This is a genomic window from Pseudonocardia cypriaca, from assembly GCF_006717045.1.
GTDB classification, from domain to species: domain Bacteria; phylum Actinomycetota; class Actinomycetes; order Mycobacteriales; family Pseudonocardiaceae; genus Pseudonocardia; species Pseudonocardia cypriaca.
Genome location: NZ_VFPH01000001.1, coordinates 185852 through 206991 on the forward strand (window position 1 = coordinate 185852; position 21140 = coordinate 206991).

The window sequence follows — 21140 nt, forward strand, 5'->3', positions numbered from 1 at the left end:
ATGGACCTTCTCACGGTTCGCGAGAGGGGACGAGAGGGGCAGCTCATGCAGGACGAGCGCAACGGTGAACTGGCCGAGGTCGCGGAGTCGGACCTCATGACGCGGCGCGGCCCGTTCCGCGCGGTCGCGTTCCGGGATCTCTACGACGGTAACGAACACCTCGCCCTGGTGCGGGGTGAGCCGCGCGGGCAGAAGGACGTGCTGGTCCGGGTGCACTCGGAGTGCCTCACGGGTGACGTCTTCGGCGCGCTGCGGTGCGAGTGCGGAGCGCAGCTGAGGTCGGCGGTCGACGCGATCGCCGACGAGGGGTGCGGGGTTCTCGTCTACATGCGCGGCCACGAGGGCCGCGGGATCGGTCTCGTCGCGAAGGTCCGCACCCACGTGCTGCAGGACGAGCAGGGGCTCGACACCGTCGACTCGGCCACCGCGCTCGGCCTGCCGGTGGACGTGCGCGACTTCGGCGCGGCGGCGCGGGTGCTGCACCACCTCGGTGTCGAGTCGGTCCGGCTGCTGTCCAACAACGAGGACAAGGTGCTCGCGCTCACCGCCCACGGGATCAAGGTCACCGGGCGCGTCCCGCTGCTGGAGCCCGTGGACGAGCACAACGTCCGCTACCTCACCGCCAAGCGCGACCGCCTCGGCCACGACCTCCCGCACCTGGGATCACTCGGCTGACGCGAAGTCACCCGCGCGCCACGGCATCTCCTGCAGCACCCACGTGTTGCCGTCCGGGTCGCTGAACGGGACGTACTTGACGCCCTGGGGGTGCTCCTCGATCTCCCCGACCGGCACGCCGCGGCGGGCGAGCTCCTCCCGCGCCGACGCGGCGTCGGCGACGACGAGGTGCAGACCCCGGAGCGACCCGGGTACGGCGTCGGCGACCTGGGGCAGGCCGCTGGTCAGCGTGATCGAGCACGCCGAGCCGGGTGGGGTCAGCTGGCACACCCGCACCCCCTCGGCCGGCTCCACGTCGACGTCGACGCTGAACCCCGCCTTCACGTAGAACTCCTTGGCGCGGTCGATGTCGGCGACCGGCACGGGGACGAGCTCGAACAGCATCTTCACGGTCGGGCTCCCTTGCGGACGCGGTAGTGCAGGTGGGTCACCCGGTCACCCTGGACGACCGTGGGGTTCTCAAGCAGCCGCTCGGCACCGGTGAAGTCGCCGAAGTAGCGCACGCCGGTGCCCAGCAGCACGGGCACGAGGTCCACGCGCAGCTCGTCGACGAGCCCGGCCGCGAGGCCCTGCCCCGCCATGTCGCCCGCGGCGAGCGACACGATCTTGTCACCGGCCACCGCCTGCGCCTTCGCGACCGCGCTCTCCACGCCGTCGGTGACGAACGTGAACGGGGCGTCCGGGTGGGACTCGACCCACTCCGTCGGCACGCGGTGCGTCACGACGAGTACCGCGTCGCCAACCGGGGGAGTGCCGCCCCAGCCGTCGGTCAGGTCGAACAGCCGCCGCCCGACCACGCCGGGCCCGACGTTGCTCCACGCCGACCGCAGGTACTCCGCGCTCGCGGCCGAGATCCGGTACTGCCGGGTCGGCTCGTTGTCCTGGAACGCGACATCGCCGTTGCGGTACCAGTCGAACAGCGGCCCGACCCCACCGGATGGGTACGCGATGAACCCGTCCAGCGACATCGACGCCTGTACGACGACCTTCCCCATGGTTGTCCCCTCCCGGAGCTCGTGAGGGCAACAGCCTGCGCCGGCGGGGTGCCTCCTGACACGCGTGGCGACCACCCGGTCGTCACGTGCTCGGCACGCGTAGCCACCGGTCGAGGTGCGCGAACGCCGAGGCCTGCATCGTTCGGTCGAAGTGGTGCGGGCCGTCGTGGAACTCGCCGACGTAGGAGTCCGGTGACCCGGCCTGCCGGTACCGGGCGGTCAGCCGCTCGTGCGCGGCCGCCATCCCGTCGAGGGTGAACAGGTGGTCGTCGCGGGTGTACTGGACCAGCAGCGGCACCGGTGCGCGGGCCGCGGCGACGTCGGGCCAGTCCCCACGAGCGGCGAGGCCGGGCGGGAAGAACATCCAGGTGTGCGGTGCGACGTGGCGGTCGAGGACCGCCGGGTAGGTGCTCATCGCCCCGACGACGCATGCCGCGCTGATGTCCGCGCACGTGGCGTGCAGCAGCGCGGCCCGGAACCCGCCGCCGGACAGGCCGACACAGCCGATCGGACCCGCCACGAGGTCGGTCCGGGACCGCAGGTAGCGCGCGGCCACCCGGTCCTCGAAGGCGACGACCCCGGCCGGCGAGGTCCCGAGGACGGTGCAGTACTTCGCGACCACGTGCTCGTGCCGGCGCGCCGCGGTGTTGTAGGCCGCGGGATCGGGTTCCGAGGTGCCCGTGACCAACTCGGGTGGGAAGCGCCTGCTGCCCCAGAGGAACACGTCGTGGACGAGAACCGAGTACCCGCGCCGGGCGAGCTCGCCGGCGAAGGCCACGCCCTCGTAGAGATCCGCGCGCAGCTCCCGTACCGGTTCCGGGGTGGCATCGGGCCCGTCGGCGATCTTCTCCTTGCCGAAGTACTTGAACCCGTCGTGCCCGTGCAGGGCGAGCACACCCGGGAGCGGGCCGGACGCGTCCGCCGGGCGCAGCAGCCACGCCTGCGTGCGCGGGCCGTAGCCCACCGACCAGGACACCTCCTCGCCGGACACCCCGTCCCGCGTCCAGCGCCTGCCCGCCTCGGGTGCGAGCGGCTCGCCGTCCGACGCGGAACCGATCAGCCTGCGCACCTCGTCGCTCGTGAGCCCCGGGCGGTCGACCGGCGGGAACAGGCCGTTCTCGGCGACGGCGTGCCGCACCCAGTCGCCGTACGGGCCGAGATCCTGGTGATCTGCCACGCTCGCATCATGCGCGTGTTCCTCACCGGCGGCACCGGGGCCGTCGGCCGCCTCGCCGTCGCCGAGCTCGTGGCAGCAGGCCACGACGTCTCCGCGCTCGCCAGGAACGCCGAGCGCGCCGCGCTGCTGGAGGAACTGGGGGCGAGGCCGGTCCGGGTCTCCCTGTTCGACCGCGCCGCGCTGACGGCGGCCCTCGCAGGCCACGACGCCGTGGTCAACCTGGCGACGGCGATCCCGTCGACCCTGCGCGCGCTGCGGGACAGCGGATGGCGGGAGAACGACCGGATCCGGACGGACGGCTCCGCTGCCGTCGTCGACGCGGCGCTCGCCGCGGGGGTCGGCCGGCTCGTGCAGGAGTCGGTCGTGATGATCTACCCGGACCGGGGCGCCGAGTGGATCGACGAGGACGTGCCGCCACAGGACGTCCCCCGCAACGAGGGCAACCTCGCCGCGGAGGCGAACGCGCGGCGGTTCTCCGCCGCCGGTGGGGCGGGCACCGTGCTGCGCTTCGGCTGGTTCTACGGACCCGGCTCGTCCCAGACCGAGGAGATGCTCCGACAGGCGCGCCTCGGGTTCCCGCTCGTGCTCGGCGCACCCGACGGCTACACCAGCCCGATCCACCTGTCCGACGCCGCCTCCGCCGTCGTCGCCGCGCTCGGCGCGCCCGCGGGCACGTTCAACGTCGTCGACGACGAACCGCTGCCCAAGCGCGAGTACGCCGAGGCACTCGCGGCAGCGGTCGGCAGGCGGACCTGGCTGGGGGTGCCGGGCCGGGCTGCGCGGTTCCTCGGGCCCCGGGTCGCCTCGGTCGTCGGCTCCCTCAGGGTGTCGAACGGGCGCTTCCGCGCGGCCACGCCCTGGGCCCCGCGGTACCGGAGTGCGCGGGAAGGCTGGTGGTCGACGGTGGCTGCCCTCGCCTGACCACGTGTCAGCAAGGTGGCCTTGCTGACGCGTCACGTCAGCAAAGCCACTTTGCTGACGTCCGAGCGCCGGGCGGCCGTCGTGAACTCCAGCACGCGCTCGGCCTCGGCCCGGACCTCCGCGGACTCGTCGTCGGTGAGCAGGCGGTGCGCGTGCACCGACAACGTCGCGGTCTCGCGGTCGCGGGCGAGCGTCCAGTGGGCCGCGGTGAACCCGTCGACCAGCACCGCACACGGCACCGGCCCGCCCCGCCGCACGAAGGCGCGGCGGAACTCGTCGGTGCAGACGCGGCTGCGGTCGGCGTGCGAGAGCAGCAGGTTGTCGAAGTCGTAGAGGAACCGGACCGGAGCCGGCGCGTCGGGATCGGGGTGCGGTGCGTCGGGCAGGTCGAAGAGCTCGCGGCCGTGCTCGTCGTGGAACACGCGCAGCTGCGGGCGCAGCGGCTCGACCACCTCGCGCAGGTGCGTGAGCCCCGACCACGTCTGCACGTCCTGGACGGTGGCCGGCCCGAAGGCGGCGAGGTACCGGCGCACCAGCGTCTCGAGGGAGAACCCCGCCCCTCCACCCAGCCAGGCCTCGGCGCTGGTGTGCGCGATGGCTCCGCTGCGTCCCCACAGCCCGCGCGGCGGCACCTGGACGAGGGGCAGCCGGTTGCGAACGGCGTACGCGAGGCTCGCGGCCGGCCGGTCGGGCCAGTGGGTCTGCAGGAGGGCGCCCAGCTCCCGGGAGGTGCGGGCCCGTTCGGCCAGCAGCGGGCGGGCCGCCTCCACGACCTCCTCGACGTCGAGCCCGCGCACCCCGTGCCCGTGGAGCTGGTTCTGGAACAGGTCGCGGTCGAGCACGGGCTGTACCGCGCCCCGCAGGCCGTGGGCGTCCCGGGGCGTGACGAGGTGGATGGTCGAGCGCATCAGCGCGATCCGCACCAGCGAACGGTCGAGGAGCCGGTCGGCAGCGTCCTCGGGCCGGAAGCCGGCGATGCGGCTCCACAGCCCGAGGTACCACGAGTGCGGGGTCTGCGCCTGCAGGCCGACCAGGTGCTCGACCACGTCGGGAACCGGCCGGGTGGTGCGTTCCAGCAGGAACTGGCGGGCGAGGGTGGCCCGGTTCAGCGCGCGCGGGCCGAGCACCTGGGTCACGAGGATCAGCCTCGCAGACCGGCGAAGAACTGCCGCAGGTCGCCGACCAGCAGGTCCGGCACCTCGCGGGCGGGGTAGTGCCCGCCACGGTCGAACTCCGACCACGACACGATGTTCGCGTGGTCGCGCTCCGCGAAGCGGCGGATGCCCGAGAAGTCGTACGCGAACGCGGCCAGCCCCAGCGGCACGGTCGTCGGCCCCGTCGGCTTCTCCTCATCGGGCGTGTGCCGGTCCTCCCAGTAGAACCGCATCGACGACGCCGTGGTGCGCGTGAACCAGTAGATCGCCACGTTGGTCAGCACGAAGTCGGGATCGACGGCGTCGCCGAACAGCTGGTAGCTCCACGCCAGCTGGCCGGCCGGGGAGTCGGCGAGCGCGTGGGCGAGGTTCTGCGGCCGCGTCGACTGCAGCTCGTTGTAGGCGAGCTTGTCGGCGCTGAACTCCTGCAACCGCGCGAGCTCGGCCATCTCGGACTCCGGCATGCCGGCGAACTCGGCCGGGTCACCGGACGGGAACGAGTAGATCTGGTCGACGTGCACGCCCACCACGCGCTCGGGGGCGACGCGCCCCAGCTCGGGCGCGACGAACGCGCCCGCGTCGTTGCCGTGCGCGCCGTAGCGCTCGTAGCCGAGGCGCGCCATCAGCTCCTTCCACGCGCGAGCCGTGCGGTAGCGGTTCCAGCCGGGCTCGGTGGTCGGGCCCGAGAACGCGAAGCCCGGCAGTGACGGGATGACGAGGTGGAAGGCCTGCGCCGGGTCGCCGCCGTGCGCCCGCGGGTCGGTGAGCGGGCCGATCACGTCGAGGAACTCGACGAACGAGCCGGGCCAGCCGTGCGTGAGGATCAGCGGGAACGCGTCCGGCTCGGGGGAGCGGACGTGCAGGAAGTGGATGTTCTGCCCGTCGATCGTGGTCGTGAACTGCGGGATCTCGTTGATGCGCTTCTCGACGGCCCGCCAGTCGAACTCGTCGCGCCAGCGGCGCACCAGCTCGCGCACCGGGTCGACGCGCACGCCGTAGTCGCCGCCCGTCGTGAGCTCCTCGGTGTAGCGGGTGCGGGCGAGGCGGTCGGCGAGGTCGTCCAGGTCGGCCTGCGGGATGTCGATGCGGAAGGGCGTGATCTCCATGAGCTGAACGGTACGGATCAATCAGGCACGATTCGTTCCTGATTGTGCGGCAGACTTCAGCACGTGTTGGAGACCTCGGCCCGGTTGCTGCGCCTGCTGTCGCTCCTGCAGTCCCGTCGCGAGTGGACCGGACCGGAGCTGGCGCAGCGGCTGGAGGTGAGCGAGCGGACCATCCGGAACGACATCGACCGGTTGCGGTCGCTCGGCTACCCCGTGGACGCCAACCGCGGCGCGGTGGGCGGCTACCGGCTCGGCGCGGGCGCCCAGCTGCCGCCGCTGCTGCTCGACGACGACGAGGCCGTCGCAACCGTGCTCGGCCTGCGGGCCGCCACCGGGCTCGCCGGCGTCGAGGAGGTCTCGCTGCGCGCGCTGGCCAAGCTCGAGCAGGTGCTACCGCGGAGGCTGCGCAGGCGGATCGCGGCGCTGGGCGAGTTCGCGATGCGCGTACCCGACGACACGCCCCCGCCGCAGGTCGATGCCGAGGTGCTCACCGCGCTCGCCGCCGCGTGCCGCGACGCCGAGCGGCTGCGCTTCGACTACCGCACCCACGGCGGCGGCGAGTCGCGTCGCGACGTCGAGCCCTACCGGCTGATCGCATGGGGCAGACGCTGGTACCTGCTCGCGTGGGACGTCGAGCGGGGCGACTGGCGCACCTTCCGCGCCGACCGCATCACCCCGCGCATCCCGACCGGCCCGCGCTTCTCCCCGCGTCCCCTGCCCGCCGACGACGTCACCGCCTACCTGTCCGGCCGCGTCTCCGCCGCGGCGTGGCGGTACCGGGCACGGGTGGTGGTGCATGCGCCCGCCGACGAGATCGCGTCGCGCATCACGGCCGCGGTCGGGCACGTCGAGGCGCGTGACGCCGGGACGTGCGTCCTCCACACCGGGTCGGACAGCATCGAGAGCCTCGCCGTGCACCTCGGCCTGCTCGGCGCCGACTTCGAGGTCGTGGACCCGCCGGAGCTGGCGGACCACATCGCACTCCTCGCGCAGCGCTACGCGCGGGCCGTGGGACGCGCGTGAAACGCCGGTGGGACGCGGACTCAGGTCGGGATGACGAGCTCGTCGGCAACCCACCGTACGACGCCTGCCGGGTAGGGCGCCGGCAGGCCGAGGACGATGTGCCGGAATCCGGCGTCGAGGGCTTCGCGGATCGCCTTCCGGGTGGTGCCGGGTTCCTCGTAGGAGACGGGCAGGTAGATCGAGCGCGTGATGGACGCGGGGTCGCGACCGATCTCGGCGCAGTAGCGGTCGAGCATCGCGCTGCGGCGGACGGCATCGTCGATGTCACCGCCGGGGATGTTCCACACGTCGGCGTGCTCGGCGACCACGCGCAGCGTCGTGGCCGACCGCCCGCCGATGACGATCGGTGGATGGGGGCGCTGGACGGGCCCCGGGTTGCCGAACGCCCCAGTGACGTGGACGTGGGTGCCGTGGAAGTCGAACGGCTCGGCCGATGTCCACAGCCGCCGGATCACCGTGCACGCCTCGGCGAGGCTCGCGACGGCGTGGGCGGCGTCGTGGAACGGCAGGCCGTGGGCGTCGTACTCGCGCTTGGCCAGCGGGTGGCCGGGCCGCGAGCCGGCGCCGATGCCGAAGTCGAGCCGGCCCCCTGAGACGATGTCGACGGTCGTTGCGATCTTGGCCAGCATCGCGGGTGGCCGGAAGCGGTTGCTGGTGACGAGCAGGCCGATGCGCAGCCGCCGGGTCCGTGCGGCGAGGGCCGAGAGCAGCGTCCAGCCCTCGAGGACCGGACCGTCCGGGTCGCCCGCGATCGGCATGAGGTGGTCGAACAGCCAGGCGTGCTCGATCTCGGGGATCGTGTCCGCCTCGCTCCAGACGCGCAGGATGTCCTGGTAGCCGACCTGCATCGGCGCTGTCATGACTCCGAAGCTCGGGACGTCGGGCACGGGTCAGCGCCTCCGCAGCGTGGGGTCGAGCAAGGAGGGAGGGGTGTCGTACTTCTCCTGCGGGGCCAGGTCGACGCCGGGAGCGACGACGGTGTCGATCGCGTCGAGCACGTCGGCGGACAGCGCGGTGTCGGCCGCGGCGAGCTGCGAGTGCAGGTGTTCGAGCGTGCGGGGACCGATGATCGCGCTGGTCACCGCGGGATGTGTGGTGACGAAACCGAGCGCGAGCTGGATCAGGGTCAGACCGGCCTGCTCGGCGATCTTCGCCAGCTGCTCGACGGCGTCCAGCCGGGCCCGGTTGGACGGGATGGTGGTGTCGAAGCGCTCCGGCATGAACGCGGACCGGTTCGTCGTGACCGCCCGGCCCTCGCGGACCGCACCCGAGAGCCAGCCAGACGCCAGTGGGCTCCAGACCAGTACGCCGAGGCCGTACTGCTCGGTCACGGGGAGGACGTGGGCCTCGATGCCGCGCTGCAGGATGGAGTAGCTCGGCTGCTCGGTGACGTAGCGGCTCAGGTGGTTCTCGCGCGCGGCCCACTGCGCCTGGACGATGCGGTGGGCCGGGAAGGTCGACGAGCCGAAGTAGCGGATCTTGCCGGCCCGCTGCAGGTCGGTCAGCGCCGACAGCGTCTCCTCGTCGCTGGTGGTCGGGTCCCACCGGTGGATCTGGTAGAGATCCACGTGGTCGACGTCGAGGCGGCGCAGGCTGTCCTCCAGTGCGGTGACCAGCCAGCGGCGCGAGCTGCCCCGCCGGTTGCGGTCCTCGCCCATGGGCATGGTCGCCTTGGTCGCCAGCACGACGTCGTCCCGGCGGCCGGCGATGGCCTTGCCGACCATCTCCTCTGACCGGCCGTCGGAGTACATGTCCGCGGTGTCGATGAGGTTGATCCCCGCGTCGAGGGCGGCATCGACGATGGCGGTGGCGTCGTCCTGGGTGGTGCGCCCGATCGTGCCGAAGTTCATCGCGCCGAGTACGAGAGTGCTGACCTGCACTCCGGTGCGGCCGAGGGTGCGGTACTGCATGAGGCGCCTTCCCTGTCATCATGGTGAGACGGAACGTTGTTCCGGTTGAACGATACGGAACAAGGTTCCGTTTCGCAAGGCGGTCGAGGGAGTGAGGAAATGGCAGGGCACAGCCCCCGTAGGCGCGCCGACGCCCGGCGAAACGAGGAGGCGCTGCTCGACGCCGCCGCGGCGGTCTTCGTCGCGTCGGGCGTCGAGGCACCCGTGCGCGACATCGCCGCAAGGGCGGGCGTCGGCGTGGGCACGGTCTACCGCCACTTCCCGACGCGCGCGGACCTGGTCGTCGCCGTCTACCGGCACCAGGTCGAGGCGTGCGCCGAGGCGGGCGAAACCTTCCTCGCCGACGCGCCCACGCCGTACGCCGCACTGACCGGGTGGATCGACGTGTTCGTCGATCTCCTCGTGACCAAGCACGGGCTGGCCGCCGCGCTCCGGCCGGACAGCGGCCAGTTCGAAGCGCTGCACTCGTACTTCCTCGACCGGCTCCTACCCGTGGGCACCCGGTTGATCGAGGCGGCGGCCGCTTCCGGCGAGATCCGCGCCGACCTGGAGGCGTACGAGCTCATGCGCGCTGTCGGGAACCTCTGCATCGGCGCCGACAGCGACCCCCGCTACGACGCTCGTCGGGCGGTCGGGTTCCTCGTCGCAGGACTGCGCCTACCGGGTTGACGCCCGGTCCTGCTCGGCCTGCCCCGAATCCCTGCCCCCGAATCGCGGTGCGAGCTCGCGAAGGCGCGGGAGCGGAATGATCACGGCTAGCCTCGGTCCCGACTGCGGGGGAGGACTGGCCATGGCGGCGACGGCGGCGTACGACGAGATCGCGGACTGGTACGAGGGGGAGTTCCTGCCCCGCACCTCGGCCGACGACCCGCTCGGGATCGACCGCTCGCTGCGGGACCTGCTCGGGCCGGGCGACGGCCGCTGCGTCGAGATCGGCTGCGGCACCGGCGTGCACGCCGCGAGCGTGCGCGCGCTCGGCTGGACCCCGTTCGGCGTCGACATCTCGGCCGGGATGTTGCGGCACGCACAGGGCCGGCTGGCGTGTGCCCGCGGCGATGCCGGACGGCTCCCGCTGGGCGACGGCTCGGTGGATGCGGCGATCGCGATGATGGTCCACACCGACATGCCCGCCTACCCGGCCGTGCTCCGCGAGGTCGCCCGGGTGGTGCGGCCGGGCGGTGTGTTCGTCCACGTCGGAGTGCACCCGTGCTTCTGCGGTGGGTTCGCCGACCGCTCCGACCCGGACGCGGTGGTCATCCGCCACGGGTACGCCGACGGTCACTGGACGAAGGAGTCCTGGACCGACCAGGGCATCCGCGACAAGGTCGGCGCCAACCACTTCCCGCTCGCCGAGCTGCTGAACGCCGTCCTGGACGCGGGCATGGTGCCCGAGCGGTTCGTCGAGAGCGGCGGGCAGGCGCCCGTGGTGCTGGCCTTCCGCGCCCGGGTTCAGCCCGTCAACGGCCGGAGCTGACCACGCTCCCGGCTCGGGGCCGCGAAGGTCTACCGCTCGCCCGGTGCCTCGTCGCCCGAGATCATCGGCCGTCGTCCCGGCTGGGCGGTGTGCCGCGGGTCGAGCGTCAGCTTGATCCGCTGTGTGGACGCGGCCTCGAACCGCGTCTCCGTGCCGAGCTCGAGCACCCAGAACTTGGCCTTGGCGCCGGGCTTGGCCTCCTTTTCGACACCCACGGTGAGCTCGACCTCGACGGGGCCGAGTTCGAAGCGCAGCTGCTCGTTCTCGCCTGCGCGCATGGCCTCGGCCAGCTCGGCGCGCAGTTGTGCGATGACCTCGGACAGTGCCAATGGCATTACGAGGCTCCTCGGTTGAATCGCATTCCGCTGAATCGCACTCCGCAGCCGGGTCGCACGACCCGGTGCCGGGATGGCGATCCGCCTTTCACAGCTGGTAACCCATCCCCACGCGTGGTCGGTGCAGCCGCCCGCGGGAGCAGTAGTGATCGGACGAGCAGGGCCAGTTCATGTCGCCACCGGCTCGGCGCACCAGCGCCGTCGGTGGAATCAGAATCACGTCGTACACGGTGCACCTCCTCTCGTTCGGCCGAACAATCCCCACCCTAGTGGAGTGGTGTGACAGCGCACACGCACCGGGACCTTAAGAATGTCCAAGGGTTTCGTCGGTGCCGGCGGCGTTTCGCGTCGCGAGCCAGTCCACGAGGGCGTCGAACGCCTCCCAGTGCAGGCGGGCAACGGCCGGGATGGCCTCGGCCCAGCCGTCGGTCCCGAGCAGCTCGACCACCAGCCGGCCGATCCGGCTCCGGCGGGAGCGGTCCGGCCCGTCGCCCGCGACGAGCACCGCGGCGGCGTTCGCGAGCTGACCGGACGCGGCCCAGCGATCCTCGGGGCTGGTGATGGCGTCGATCAGCTCCTCGGCGCGGCCGAGCAGCGTCCACCCGCGGTCGCCCCCGGTAGCCGTGGCGAGCGCCGACAGTGCCCGGACCCGGGCGGCCGGGCCTGCGATCGCCCGGCCGATCTCCTCCGCCCATTCCGTGCGTCCCGCGGCGGCGAAGGCCTCGACCACGCGCGTCCGCGCACGATCCCGACCGTGCTCGCCTGCGATCCCCGCCAGCTCCGCCTGGGTGCGCCGGAAGAGGACCGCGGCGTCCTCGACGTCGCCCGCCGCGGCCAGCGCGATCGAGAGGTGCGCGATCGCCCGCGCCCGCCGGCCCGGATCGGTGACGTCCCCGACGACCTGTTCCGTCGCGGCGGCCCGCAGCCGTTCCGCGTCGCCCGTCGCCCCCACCGCGTGCAGGGCGGTCGACAGGCGCAGGAGCGCGACGACCCGGGTGTAGCCGTCGTCGGACGGTTCGGCGAGCACCGCCTGCGCGGTGGAGACCGCGTCGTCCCGGCGCCCGGCGGCAGCCTGCGCCTCGCAGACGGCGACGAGCGCCCACGACCGGCGCTCCGGTTCGTCCAGCGCCAGGGCGAGGGCGACGGCGTCGTCGATCGCTCCGTAGGCGGCGAGCGCTCCGGCCACCCGCCTCAGCGCCGCGGCCCGCGCCGACGGGTCCGAGACCTGCTCGGCGACCTCGACGGCCGCCGGGAGCGCGTCGATCGCCACCAGGCCGTCGACCACCCGGTCGCACATGATCAGCAGTCGGTTCGGGTCGGTGCTCCGCCGCGCCATCCCCTCCGCCTCCGCGGCCCGCGCGGCGGCACGTGCACGGTCACCGGCGGCGGCGAAGGCCGCCGCGAGGTCCGCGATCGCGAGCATCCGCCGGCTCGTCCCCGGCACGCGGCGCACGACCGCGTCGGCGCGGCGCGCATCGCCGCGGCGCACGGCCAGCTGGGCGATCTCGGTGAGCGCGTCGGCCAGGCGGTGGGCGTCGCCGACCTGGTCGAGGAGCTCCTCGGAACGTGCGGTGGCGCCGACCGCCGCGTGTGCGACGGCGAGCCGCGCGAGCGCCCATTCCCGCCGGTCCTCGCGCAGGCCGTGCACGGCGAGGTGCTCGGCCTCGGCGAGCAACCCGCCCGCCACCGCATGATCGCGGGACACCGCGCGAACGAGCGTGACCAGCTCGCTCAGGGCGTCGCCGGGGTTCGCAACCGAGCGGGCGGCGTCCTGCAGTTGTGCGAGATGTCGCAGGGCGGCCACGTCGTCGCCGCGCGCCACGTCGTCGCGCACGAAGGCGGCGAGCACCGGGAGCCGCGCGGCCGGCCGCCGGATGCCGGCGGCGACCTCCTCGGCGCGGGCGACCTCGCCTGCCGCCGACAGCGCGTTGGCCAGCTCGGCGCTCACGCGGGTGCGCGCAGCACCGCGAACGGCCCCGCCGACCAGCGCCTCGGCCCATCCGAGCTCACCGACCGCCACGGCGGCCGCGACGACAGCGCACCGGCTGCGGGTGTCCTGCGCCAACGGCACCAGCTCCGCGACGATCGCCCGGGCTCGCTGCAGGTCCTTCGCAGCGAGTCCGGTGGCGACCTGCGCGAGCGCGACCACCCGGCGCTGCGGCGTGCACCCGCGCGCCCAGCGCTCGGCCCGCTCCGAGTCGTGGAGGACCGCCGACGCGGCCATGCCGGCGAACACGGAGTCCCGCCGGTCGCGATCCGGCACGCGCTCTGCGAGCGCCTGGGCGTCGTCGAGGTGGCCGGCCTCGGCCGCGGTGAGGGCAGCGGCGGCGAGCGCGGCCTGCCGCTTGCTGCGCTTCGTGAGCCCGCGCGCCAGCGCAGCGGCCCGCTCGCCGCGGCCCAGCGCGGCCCACACCGCGGGCAGCCGCACCGGGACGTGCCGGTTGCGGCTGGTGAGCTCCTCGCGGCGCACCGCAAGCAGGACGGCGGCCACCAGGTCGGGCTCGCCGCCCCGGGCGCCGACCAGCTGGGCGAGCGTGATCTCGTCGAGTGCCGCCGCGTCGCCGCCGGTGACCTCGAGCAGCCGCTCGTGGCGCAGCGGGTCCGTCGCGAGGTCGGTGAGGCGCTGGGCGTCCCCCGTCACGGCAAGCATGCGCGGGTGGTCGTGCAGCAGGTATGCGGGCGTGTCGGGCGGCCAGCGGCGCCGCTGGTGGTCCTCGCACCACACGTGCAGCCGGGTGCGGTACCGGTCGAGCCGGGGCCCGAGCTCGTGCTCGGCCGCCTCGCGGAGCGTCCGGTGCGCGAGGACGTATCCCCGTTCGGCGCCGCCCGCCCGTCGGGTCCGGGTGGCGACGCTGCGCCCGAACGCCCCGGACAGCAGGTCGGCCACCGCGAACGGTGAGGTGTCGGTGAGCTCGGCCAGGTCGTCGCGCGTGAGCCCGCCGCCGGACGCGGTGATCAGGCCGATCAGGTCCTCGTGCAGCGGACCCTCCCGCAGCCGCTCCCTCAGCTCCCTGCGCGCGAAGTGCTCGACCTCGCGCGCATGCGGCGATACGGCCAACCGGCGGCGGTCGCAGTGGTGCAGCGGGTGGTCGGCCGGGACGTCCACCGGCAGCGACCGACCCGGCCTGCTCGTCACCAGCACAGCGACGCCGGCCGGTGGGTGGCGGGGCAGGAGCGACGCGATGCTCGGCTCCCGCGCCGCCGGGCCGGTGTCCTCGTCGATCCCGTCGACGACGATGAGGAGCCTGCGCCGCGCGTCCCGGCACCGGCGCGCGGCCGCGTCCAGGAGGGCGAGCAGGCCGCGGCGGCGGTCGACCGTCGTCGCGGGCGTGTCACGCGCCAGCGCGGCCAGCGCAGCGAGCTGCTCGGTGACCGCGCCCAGGAAGGCGTCGCCGTCCGAGGTCCCGGCGCGTCCGGTACCGACGAAGAACGTGACGACCTCGACGGCCGGCGGCGGGTGGAGGGCGAACCACGCCATGAGCGCCGTCTTGCCCGCCCACGGCGGCCCCTCCCACCAGCCGTACTGCTCGGCGAACCCGGCGAGCTCCCGCAGCTCCTGCTCCCGGCCGAGCAGGCGCTCCGGTGCGATGTCGCGGACCTGCAGCAGGTACGACGCCGGTCGCCGGACCGATCCGGTCACGTCCGGTAGGTCGGTCGGCAGCGCGAGCAGGTCCCGCAGCGGACGTACCGCGTCGCCTGCCGGGGCGTCCAGGAGCTCGGTGATCCGCGTGGCCGCGAGCCGGTTGAGGCCGTCGGAGCGGTGGTGGTCGGTGACGACCCCGACGATGCGGCGGCCGGCCCACACCGCGGCCCCGGACATGCCCTCCCACGGAGAGGTGGCCGGGTCCGGGTCCTGCTCGGGCGGGCGGACCGTCACCTCGAGGCGTCCGGAGCGCCGGTTCGACAGCGGCGCCACCGTGCCGACGGCCTGGTGCGAGTCGCGGTAGCTGCCTGCCCGCTCGTAGTTCTTCAGCTTGAACCGCGGGAACCCGACGGCCTGCACGACGAGCTCGTCGGGATGCTCGCCGATGCGGCCGAAGGCGCAGGTGGGCGCGCCGTCCGGAGGGTCGATCAGCACTGCGGCGAGGTCCGACGCCGGGTCGGCCACCACCTCGTCGGCCGGTGCGCTCCACTCGCCGTCCGTGTCGGCGTCGAAGCGCACGCGAACGTCCCGGGCGTCGGCCACCACGTGGGCGGCGGTGAGCACCACGCCCGGCGCGACCCGATAGCCGGAACCGCGACGACCCCCGTCGGACCCCCTGGCGATGACCTCGGCCACCCGGTGCGGGTCGATGCCCGGCTCCGCGTCCACGGCCGTGATCCCCCCTCGGAACTGCCTGCAACCTACCGGTTACCGCACGTCCGTGGTGCGCGACCGCCGTTTCGGAAGTCGGTGGCCGCGACGAGGAGCCCGTGGCTACCGTCCCGGGCCGTGATCTACGAGCACCCGCTGGCCTACCTGATCGGGCTCGAAGGCGTCGCCCTGCTGCGCGGCTTCATCGGCGAGTACGACCGGGACTTCGTGGAGGCCCGGATCGCGGAGGTCCGGGAGCTGCTCGCCGACGAGTCGCTCGCCGACGCGGCCGTGGCCGTGGAGCGGGTGGGCACGGTCGACGGCTACCGGGTCTGGTCGGCCACCTACGACGACGGCCGCAACTCGGCGTTCGACTTCGACGAGCCCGTCGTCGAGGAGATCGTCGACGCGCTGCCCGCCGGCGTCGCGGTGGACGCGGCCTGCGGCACCGGCCGGTTCTCGGCGCTGCTGGCCGCGCGGGGGCACCGGGTGATCGGCGTGGACAGCTCGCCGGACATGCTCGCGAGGGCCCGTGAGAACGTCCCGGCCGGCGAGTTCCGGTCTGGCGACCTCGGCGCGCTGCCGGTCGAGGACGCCTCCGCCGACCTCGTCACCTGCGGCTTGGCGTTGGCCCACGTGCCCGATCTCCGCCCGGCCTTCGCGGAGTTCGCGCGGGTGCTGCGCCCCGGCGGGCACCTGGTGATCTCGGACATGCACCCGGAGCGCATCGCACGCGGCGCGATCCCCACCCTGCGCGACGCCGACGGGCGCCCCGGGCGGCTGCCGGGTCACCGCCACCTCGTGGGCGACTACCTGCGCGCCGCCCTCGCGGTGGGCCTGGAGCTGCGGCGCTGCGAGGAACCCGTCCTGGAACCCGCGCCGGCCGCCCCTCCTGCGACCGAGCTGGGACCGTGGGACGTCTGGCCGTGGTCGCTTGCCGCGGTGGTGCCGGAGGCGGCCCGAGCGGCCGACGCCGGCATCCCCGTCGAGATCATCTGGCACTTCCGGCGGACGCGGCTTCCGGGACCCGCGGGTGGAACGCCGCGCCCGGGTCGGCGCGTCATCGCCTGATCAGCCGCTCGCTCAGCTCCCAGAGCCGCCGTGCCGACTCCGGGTCGACGGCGTGCGGTACGACCTCGGACGAGACGGGCTCGGCGCCGAAGTTGATGGGCTTCGGGTCGACGTCCAGCGGTGAGACGTCGTTGTCCTTCAGGTAGACACCGCCGATCCCGGCGAGCAGCGGGCTGGTCGCGGCGAACACCGTGGTGCTGGCGCCCTGTTGCGGCGTCTTCATCTCACGGTCTGGGTCGTGGACCGGCTGACCGTGCTCGTCGATCAGCCCCATGGCCCGCAGTTCGTCGTCGGTCTGCCACGGCGTCCGCGCTTCGCCCTCGGCGAGCCACGGCCCCAGGTTGGTGCCGAGGACGATGCCCGGGTGCACGGCGTAGCCGCGGATCCCGTCCCCGGCCCACCGCCGGTCCAGCTCGACTGCGTGCAGGACGTTCGCGGTCTTGGACTGGCCGTAGGCCAGCATGCCCATGTCGTCGTACCCGGTGGCGAAGTGCGGGTCGTCCCAGCGGATGTCGGACAGGCGGTGGCCACCGGAGGTCAGGTTGACGACGCGGGCGCCGCGCGCGGCGCGCAGTGCGGGCAACACGGCGAGGGTCAGCTGGAAGTGGCCGAGGTGGTTGGTCGCGAACTGCGACTCGTAGCCGCGGGCGTCGCGGACCAGCGGTCCGCCCATGATGCCGGCGTTGTTGACCAGGATGTGGAGCGGGCGGCCCGAGTCGAGGTACCGGGCCGCGAAGGTGTCGATCGAGGCCGGGTCGAGGAGGTCCAGCCGGTCGGTCGCGACGCGCTCGATCCCGGCCAGCGCGGTGGCGGCGCGGTCGGGGTTGCGCGCGGCCACGGTGACGGAGGCGCCTGCCTCGGCCAGGGCCCGGGTGGTCTCCAGACCGAGCCCGTGGTGACCGCCGGTGATGACGACGTCCGTGCCGGTCAGGTCGATGCCCGCGAGCACGTCGGCGGCGGTCGAGGCCGCGGTGAAGCCGGATCCGATGGGGTGTTGGTTCTGCGTCATGTCACCACCGTGCGCCCGATGGCCCGTACGCTGAATAATTGACAGTTCGATTTTCTTGCGCGATCGTACGAGGGTGCCGGCCGATCAGCTGTCGGAGGTGTTCGACCGCGTCGAGGTCCGCGGGATCCTGACCGGTGGGTTCGCGGTGCGGGGCCCGTGGGTGTCGCGCGCCGCCATCACCGACTCGCTGAAGCTCATCGCGCTGGTGTGCGGGCGGGCCCGGCTGAGCACCGACGGCATCGACGGTCCGATCGAGCTCGAGCCGGGCGACGTCGCCGTCCTGAACGGCCGGTCGTGGCTGGCGCTCGAGGGCGGCCGGGGCGACGGCCCGCCCCGCGAGGTAGTGCCCGAGGAGGACGATCCCTCCACCCGCCTCACCGGTGCCGACTGCGGCACGGACGACGTCGTGCTCGGTGGCCGGGTCGACCTCAACCCTGCCGGTCACGCGCTGTTGCTGCAGGCGCTTCCGCCGGTGGCGCACGTACGGGCATCGGCCGCCACTGCGACCAACCTGCGCGGCAGCCTCGAGCGGCTGTTCGACGAGGTGGCCGGCCACCGGATCGGCTCGGCGTTCGCCATCCGGCAGTACGGCCAGCTCCTGCTGCTCGAGGTGCTGCGCGCCTACGTCGAGCAGGCCCCGCTCCCACCGGGATGGTTACAGGCGCTGACCGACGAACGGCTGCGTCCCGCGCTCACGCTGATGCACGCCGAACCGGGAAGGCCGTGGCGGCTGGACGAGCTCGCGCGGGCCGCGGCGATGTCGCGGACGTCCTTCGCCGAACGCTTCCGGACGATGGCGGGCGTACCGCCGCTCACCTACCTCAACCGCTGGCGGATGCTGCTGGCGCAGCAGGCTCTCCGGAGCGGTGATGTCCGCGTCGGGTCGCTGGCCTCCGAACTGGGCTACGCGTCCGAGAGCGCGTTCAGCACCGCGTTCAAACGGGAGGTGGGCACGTCCCCGCTGCACTACCGGCATCGGGTGCGCGAGGAGCAGTCGGCGCCCTGACGCTGCGCGCCCAGTCGTGGCCCGCGCCTACGCCGGGATCAGCCGGCATGTGCCGCCGTCAGCTGCGGGTAGAGCACCGGCAGCTCGGCGGACAGCCCGCTGCGAACGTTGCGGCTGATCTCGTCGGCGACGACCTCCAGCGCGCCGTCCCGGACGCCGTCGAGGGCGAGTGCTGCGATCGCCGCCGGGTCGCTCTTGGGCACGTCGAGGTGGGCGACCATGTCGGTGTCCATGTAGCCGACGTGCAGCGCCGTGGTGGTGATGCCCCGCGGCGCCAGCTCGAGGCGCAGGGCGTTGGTCAACGCCCACTCGGCCGCCTTGGCGGCGTTGTAGGCGCCCGATGAAGGCAGGTGGATCCAGGACAGCACCGACAGCACGTTGAGCACCGCCCCGCCGCCGTTCGCCGCGATGAGCGGGGCGAACGCCCTGGTGACGGCGAGCGTGCCGAAGAAGTGGGTCTCCATCTCCAGCCGGATGTCGGTGGGGTCGCCGTCGAGCAGCGTGGCGCCCGTGCCCGAACCGGCGTTGTTGACCAGCACCGTCACGTCGCCTGCTGCGGCCGCTGCCGCGGCCACCGAGTCGGGGTCGGTGATGTCCAGCCGCAGCGGGGTGGCGCCGGGCAGGTCCACCGCTTCCGGGTTGCGTGCCGCGGCGTAGACCTTCCGCGCCCCGCGCTCCAGCAGGCCGGCGGCGAGGTGTCGCCCCAGCCCGCGGTTGGCCCCGGTGACGAGCGCGACCGAGTTGCGGATCTCCATGACGTCCTCCAGCTGTGTTGGTACTTCCAAGCTAGCCTCGTAAGTAGGAAATGCCAACCCAGCTGGGTAGGATGGACCCGTGGTTGTGACGCAGCAGACGTGCTCGATCGCGCGCTCGCTGGAGGTGCTCGGCGAACGCTGGACGTTCCTGATCCTGCGCGAGGCGCTCTCGGGTACCACCCGGTTCGCCGACTTCCGCGCCGCGCTCGGCGTGGCCCCGGACGTCCTGTCCGACCGGCTCGCCACCCTCGTGGCCTCAGGCGTGCTGGAGAAGCGGCCCTACCGGGAGCCCGGCGCGCGGGCGCGGGACAGCTACCACCTCACGGAAGCGGGCCGCGAGCTGCAGGTCGTGCTGGGGGCGCTGCAGCAGTGGGGCGACGAGCACCGCCCGTACGAGCCCGGCCCGACGGTGCTCCGCCGCACCCCCGACGGCCGCCCGGTGCACGTGGGGTTCGTCGACGACGAGGGCCGGGAGGTCCCGCTGGACGAGGTGCGCTTCCTCCGGACGGCGACGTACCCGAGCTGATCCGGAAGGCCTCAGCTCACCGCTTCGGCGAGGCGGCTCCACCATTCCCTCGGCAGCCGGCCGAGCTGCACGACGATCTGGTCGGCACCAGCCGCGCGGTACTCCTCGAAGCGGCCGACGATCGCGTCGAGGTCGCCCCGGACGGTCACGCCGTCGACAAGCCGGTTCGACAGGTCGGCGATGTCGTCGTCACCGAAGCCCATCCGCCGGAGGCTGGCCGCGTACTGGGGGAGGCCGGTGAGGAACCGCATCCCGCCCTCCCGGGCGATCTCGCGGGCCCGCGCCGGGTCGGCCTCGGGGATCACGTCGAGCAGCACCGCGAGCTGCGGCTCCCCGCCGAGGATCTCCCGCGCGGAGGCGACGTAGTCGGGCGTGACGAGGTACGGGTAGGCGCCGGCCGCGCGGTCCCGGGCCAGCTCGAGCATCCGCGGCCCGAGGGCCGAGAGGATCAGCTCGGATCGGGGCACCACCGGTTCGACCTGGTCGAGGTAGGCGTTCAAGGTGGCGAGCGGCTTCGCCCCGTGCGCGCCGCCGAGGCCGACGACGAAGCGGCCGGGATGAGTCTGCTCGAGAGCCGTGTAGGTCGCTGTCACCTCGGTGGCCGGCACCCGGTCCACCGAGAGGATCCCGCTCGCCACACCGATCCGTGACGTCGCGCGGATCACGTTGCTGATCTGGGGGAGGTTGTTGTCCTGGCTACCGGCCAGCCAGAGCGTCGAGTACCCCAGATCCTGGAGCTCTGCGGCGGTCGCTGCGGCGGTGGCGGCGTCGGCGGAGTTGAGTTCGGCGTACGCGCCGCCGAGCGGCCCGAGCTTGGTCATGTCCGGGACGAACTACGAGCGCCCTCGCGGTGTTCCCGGCCTCACGACATGTCCCAGAGCAGTCGGTAGTAGGCGATCCGCCGCGGGTCGGGCGCGATCCCGTACCCCTCGTAGACGAACGCGTCGTAGCCCGGCCCGTAGTTCCACTCCGTGCTCCAGGCCGCGACGGCGAGGTCCGCCCACCGGTCGGCCACGCCGAGCGAGCCGAGGTCGACGTGGGCGGCGAACGTGCCGTCGTCGTGCAGGAGCGTGTTCGGGGCGCAGGCGTCCCCGTGGCAGACCACGAGGCGGTCGATCGGGGGCTGCTCCCCGATCTGCGCCCGCGCCTCCGCGAGGCCGAGGTGGCGGTGCTCCGGCGCCCACTCGGAGGGGCGCATCCCGCCTGCGATCCGCTCGTCGGCCTGGGCGAGCCTGCGCTCGACGCTCCAGTCGAAGGGGCACCCGTCCACGGCCAGCGCGTCGTGGAGCAGGCGCAGGCCGCGCCCGATGGCCGCCGCCGCGACCGCGGGCTGGGCGATCCACCGCGGATCGACCGCCGAGCGGCCGGGCAACCCCTCCGTGACCAGCCAGCTGCCGTCGGCGTCGCTGCCCTGCGCGAGCACGCGGGGGACCGGCACCCGGCCCTGCGCCCATGCGATCCGCTCCGCCTCGCCGGGGAGGTCGATCTCCGGCGTGCCGGCGGCGACCCACTTCACGTACCGCACGCGGCCGTTCCCGTCGTCGAGGCGGAACGTGAGCCCACCCAGCTCGTTCTCCCACACCGGGACGAGCCGGTCCCCGCCGGCGAGCTCGGTGACGACGGCGGGGACGGCCACCGGACCGGTGGGGCTACTGGCGAGGGCGGGTCGGCTCACACCTCCATGATCGTGACCCGTTCAATCCCATTCC

At 73.6% G+C, this 21140-nt stretch carries 21 protein-coding genes; 8 read left to right on the forward strand and 13 right to left on the reverse strand.

Translation table 11 applies throughout. The features are described 5' to 3' along the window. Nucleotides 1-675, forward strand: a complete 675-nt coding sequence (locus tag FB388_RS00945; RefSeq protein WP_246121449.1) for a GTP cyclohydrolase II — start codon at nt 1-3, stop codon at nt 673-675. Here FB388_RS00945 and FB388_RS00950 read toward each other — a convergent pair. The 3 genes from FB388_RS00950 to FB388_RS00960 form a co-directional block, all read right to left on the reverse strand. Continuing rightward, entirely contained in the window at nt 664-1059 is a 396-nt protein-coding gene (locus FB388_RS00950) for a VOC family protein (protein ID WP_142102423.1), read from the reverse strand. The genes FB388_RS00945 and FB388_RS00950 overlap by 12 nt on opposite strands. Before the next feature lie 2 nt (nt 1060-1061). Then, nucleotides 1062-1670, reverse strand: coding sequence for a dihydrofolate reductase family protein (locus tag FB388_RS00955; protein ID WP_142095661.1), 609 nt, complete (start codon nt 1668-1670; stop codon nt 1062-1064). 82 nt (nt 1671-1752) lie between these two features. Continuing rightward, nucleotides 1753-2847, reverse strand: a complete 1095-nt coding sequence (locus FB388_RS00960; RefSeq protein WP_142095663.1) for a dienelactone hydrolase family protein — start codon at nt 2845-2847, stop codon at nt 1753-1755. A 9-nt stretch (nt 2848-2856) separates the two neighbouring features. Between FB388_RS00960 and FB388_RS00965 the strand changes: the two genes are divergently transcribed. After that, nucleotides 2857-3768 carry an NAD-dependent epimerase/dehydratase family protein gene (locus tag FB388_RS00965; protein WP_142095665.1) on the forward strand — a complete coding sequence of 304 codons (912 nt, stop codon included), beginning with the start codon at nt 2857-2859 and terminating at the stop codon, nt 3766-3768. A gap of 32 nt (nt 3769-3800) precedes the next feature. On the opposite strand, the gene FB388_RS00970 is transcribed toward FB388_RS00965, so the two are convergent. Continuing rightward, a complete protein-coding gene (locus FB388_RS00970; protein WP_246121450.1) occupies nt 3801-4904 on the reverse strand; it encodes a winged helix DNA-binding domain-containing protein in 1104 nt (367 codons plus the stop codon). Between the two features lie 5 nt (nt 4905-4909). Beyond that, entirely contained in the window at nt 4910-6028 is a 1119-nt protein-coding gene (locus tag FB388_RS00975; protein ID WP_142095668.1) for an epoxide hydrolase family protein, read from the reverse strand. 63 nt (nt 6029-6091) lie between these two features. Here FB388_RS00975 and FB388_RS00980 point away from each other — a divergent pair, with 63 nt between their 5' ends. After that, nucleotides 6092-7051, forward strand: a complete 960-nt coding sequence (locus FB388_RS00980) for a helix-turn-helix transcriptional regulator (RefSeq protein WP_142095670.1) — start codon at nt 6092-6094, stop codon at nt 7049-7051. Nucleotides 7052-7071: 20 nt separating this feature from the next. Here the strand turns inward: FB388_RS00980 and FB388_RS00985 are convergent, their stop codons facing one another. Together FB388_RS00985 and FB388_RS00990 are read right to left on the reverse strand one after the other, a co-directional pair. Then, nucleotides 7072-7911 carry an LLM class flavin-dependent oxidoreductase gene (locus FB388_RS00985; protein WP_142095672.1) on the reverse strand — a complete coding sequence of 280 codons (840 nt, stop codon included), beginning with the start codon at nt 7909-7911 and terminating at the stop codon, nt 7072-7074. A 30-nt stretch (nt 7912-7941) separates the two neighbouring features. After that, complete coding sequence (locus FB388_RS00990) at nt 7942-8961, reverse strand: aldo/keto reductase (protein WP_142095674.1); 1020 nt, start codon at nt 8959-8961, stop codon at nt 7942-7944. 99 nt (nt 8962-9060) lie between these two features. Here FB388_RS00990 and FB388_RS00995 point away from each other — a divergent pair, with 99 nt between their 5' ends. Together FB388_RS00995 and FB388_RS01000 are read left to right on the forward strand one after the other, a co-directional pair. After that, nucleotides 9061-9630, forward strand: coding sequence for a TetR/AcrR family transcriptional regulator (locus tag FB388_RS00995; RefSeq protein WP_142095676.1), 570 nt, complete (start codon nt 9061-9063; stop codon nt 9628-9630). A gap of 121 nt (nt 9631-9751) precedes the next feature. Further along, nucleotides 9752-10435 carry a class I SAM-dependent methyltransferase gene (locus tag FB388_RS01000; protein ID WP_142095677.1) on the forward strand — a complete coding sequence of 228 codons (684 nt, stop codon included), beginning with the start codon at nt 9752-9754 and terminating at the stop codon, nt 10433-10435. 29 nt (nt 10436-10464) lie between these two features. Here the strand turns inward: FB388_RS01000 and FB388_RS01005 are convergent, their stop codons facing one another. Next, entirely contained in the window at nt 10465-10770 is a 306-nt protein-coding gene (locus FB388_RS01005; RefSeq protein ID WP_142095679.1) for a trypco2 family protein, read from the reverse strand. A 304-nt stretch (nt 10771-11074) separates the two neighbouring features. Continuing rightward, a complete protein-coding gene (locus tag FB388_RS40795) occupies nt 11075-15082 on the reverse strand; it encodes a S1 family peptidase (protein ID WP_142095681.1) in 4008 nt (1335 codons plus the stop codon). A 120-nt stretch (nt 15083-15202) separates the two neighbouring features. Here FB388_RS40795 and FB388_RS01015 point away from each other — a divergent pair, with 120 nt between their 5' ends. Continuing rightward, the gene (locus FB388_RS01015; RefSeq protein ID WP_142095683.1) at nt 15203-16135 is read left to right on the forward strand and encodes a class I SAM-dependent methyltransferase; all 933 of its coding nucleotides are present in this window, start codon (nt 15203-15205) and stop codon (nt 16133-16135) included. Here the strand turns inward: FB388_RS01015 and FB388_RS01020 are convergent. Continuing rightward, a complete protein-coding gene (locus FB388_RS01020) occupies nt 16125-17144 on the reverse strand; it encodes an SDR family NAD(P)-dependent oxidoreductase (protein ID WP_142095685.1) in 1020 nt (339 codons plus the stop codon). The genes FB388_RS01015 and FB388_RS01020 overlap by 11 nt on opposite strands. A 73-nt stretch (nt 17145-17217) precedes the next feature. Here FB388_RS01020 and FB388_RS01025 point away from each other — a divergent pair, with 73 nt between their 5' ends. Then, nucleotides 17218-18150 carry an AraC family transcriptional regulator gene (locus tag FB388_RS01025; RefSeq protein WP_142095687.1) on the forward strand — a complete coding sequence of 311 codons (933 nt, stop codon included), beginning with the start codon at nt 17218-17220 and terminating at the stop codon, nt 18148-18150. Nucleotides 18151-18188: 38 nt separating this feature from the next. Here FB388_RS01025 and FB388_RS01030 read toward each other — a convergent pair whose 3' ends face one another. Further along, entirely contained in the window at nt 18189-18905 is a 717-nt protein-coding gene (locus FB388_RS01030; RefSeq protein WP_142102427.1) for an SDR family oxidoreductase, read from the reverse strand. 79 nt (nt 18906-18984) lie between these two features. Here FB388_RS01030 and FB388_RS01035 point away from each other — a divergent pair, with 79 nt between their 5' ends. Beyond that, nucleotides 18985-19431, forward strand: coding sequence for a winged helix-turn-helix transcriptional regulator (locus FB388_RS01035; protein WP_142095689.1), 447 nt, complete (start codon nt 18985-18987; stop codon nt 19429-19431). Nucleotides 19432-19442: 11 nt separating this feature from the next. Here FB388_RS01035 and FB388_RS01040 read toward each other — a convergent pair whose 3' ends face one another. Next, nucleotides 19443-20252: a TIGR03620 family F420-dependent LLM class oxidoreductase gene (locus FB388_RS01040; RefSeq protein ID WP_142095691.1), complete on the reverse strand. Its 810-nt coding sequence runs from the start codon at nt 20250-20252 to the stop codon at nt 19443-19445. 41 nt (nt 20253-20293) lie between these two features. After that, on the reverse strand, nt 20294-21106 hold the full coding sequence (locus FB388_RS01045) for an aminoglycoside 3'-phosphotransferase (RefSeq protein WP_142095693.1): 813 nt from the start codon (nt 21104-21106) through the stop codon (nt 20294-20296). Nucleotides 21107-21140 lie beyond the last annotated feature (34 nt).

Excerpts from the sequence above, each read along its gene's own strand:
- FB388_RS00945 (WP_246121449.1), top strand. The coding sequence starts at position 1 with ATGGACCTTCTCACGGTTCGCGAGAGGGGACGAGAGGGGCAGCTCATG.
- FB388_RS00950 (WP_142102423.1), bottom strand. The coding sequence starts at position 1,059 with ATGCTGTTCGAGCTCGTCCCCGTGCCGGTCGCCGACATCGACCGCGCC.
- FB388_RS00955 (WP_142095661.1), bottom strand. The coding sequence starts at position 1,670 with ATGGGGAAGGTCGTCGTACAGGCGTCGATGTCGCTGGACGGGTTCATC.
- FB388_RS00965 (WP_142095665.1), top strand. The coding sequence starts at position 2,857 with ATGCGCGTGTTCCTCACCGGCGGCACCGGGGCCGTCGGCCGCCTCGCC.
- FB388_RS00975 (WP_142095668.1), bottom strand. The coding sequence starts at position 6,028 with ATGGAGATCACGCCCTTCCGCATCGACATCCCGCAGGCCGACCTGGAC.
- FB388_RS00985 (WP_142095672.1), bottom strand. The coding sequence starts at position 7,911 with ATGACAGCGCCGATGCAGGTCGGCTACCAGGACATCCTGCGCGTCTGG.
- FB388_RS00990 (WP_142095674.1), bottom strand. The coding sequence starts at position 8,961 with ATGCAGTACCGCACCCTCGGCCGCACCGGAGTGCAGGTCAGCACTCTC.
- FB388_RS00995 (WP_142095676.1), top strand. The coding sequence starts at position 9,061 with ATGGCAGGGCACAGCCCCCGTAGGCGCGCCGACGCCCGGCGAAACGAG.
- FB388_RS01000 (WP_142095677.1), top strand. The coding sequence starts at position 9,752 with ATGGCGGCGACGGCGGCGTACGACGAGATCGCGGACTGGTACGAGGGG.
- FB388_RS01005 (WP_142095679.1), bottom strand. The coding sequence starts at position 10,770 with ATGCCATTGGCACTGTCCGAGGTCATCGCACAACTGCGCGCCGAGCTG.
- FB388_RS01020 (WP_142095685.1), bottom strand. The coding sequence starts at position 17,144 with ATGACGCAGAACCAACACCCCATCGGATCCGGCTTCACCGCGGCCTCG.
- FB388_RS01030 (WP_142102427.1), bottom strand. The coding sequence starts at position 18,905 with ATGGAGATCCGCAACTCGGTCGCGCTCGTCACCGGGGCCAACCGCGGG.
- FB388_RS01040 (WP_142095691.1), bottom strand. The coding sequence starts at position 20,252 with ATGACCAAGCTCGGGCCGCTCGGCGGCGCGTACGCCGAACTCAACTCC.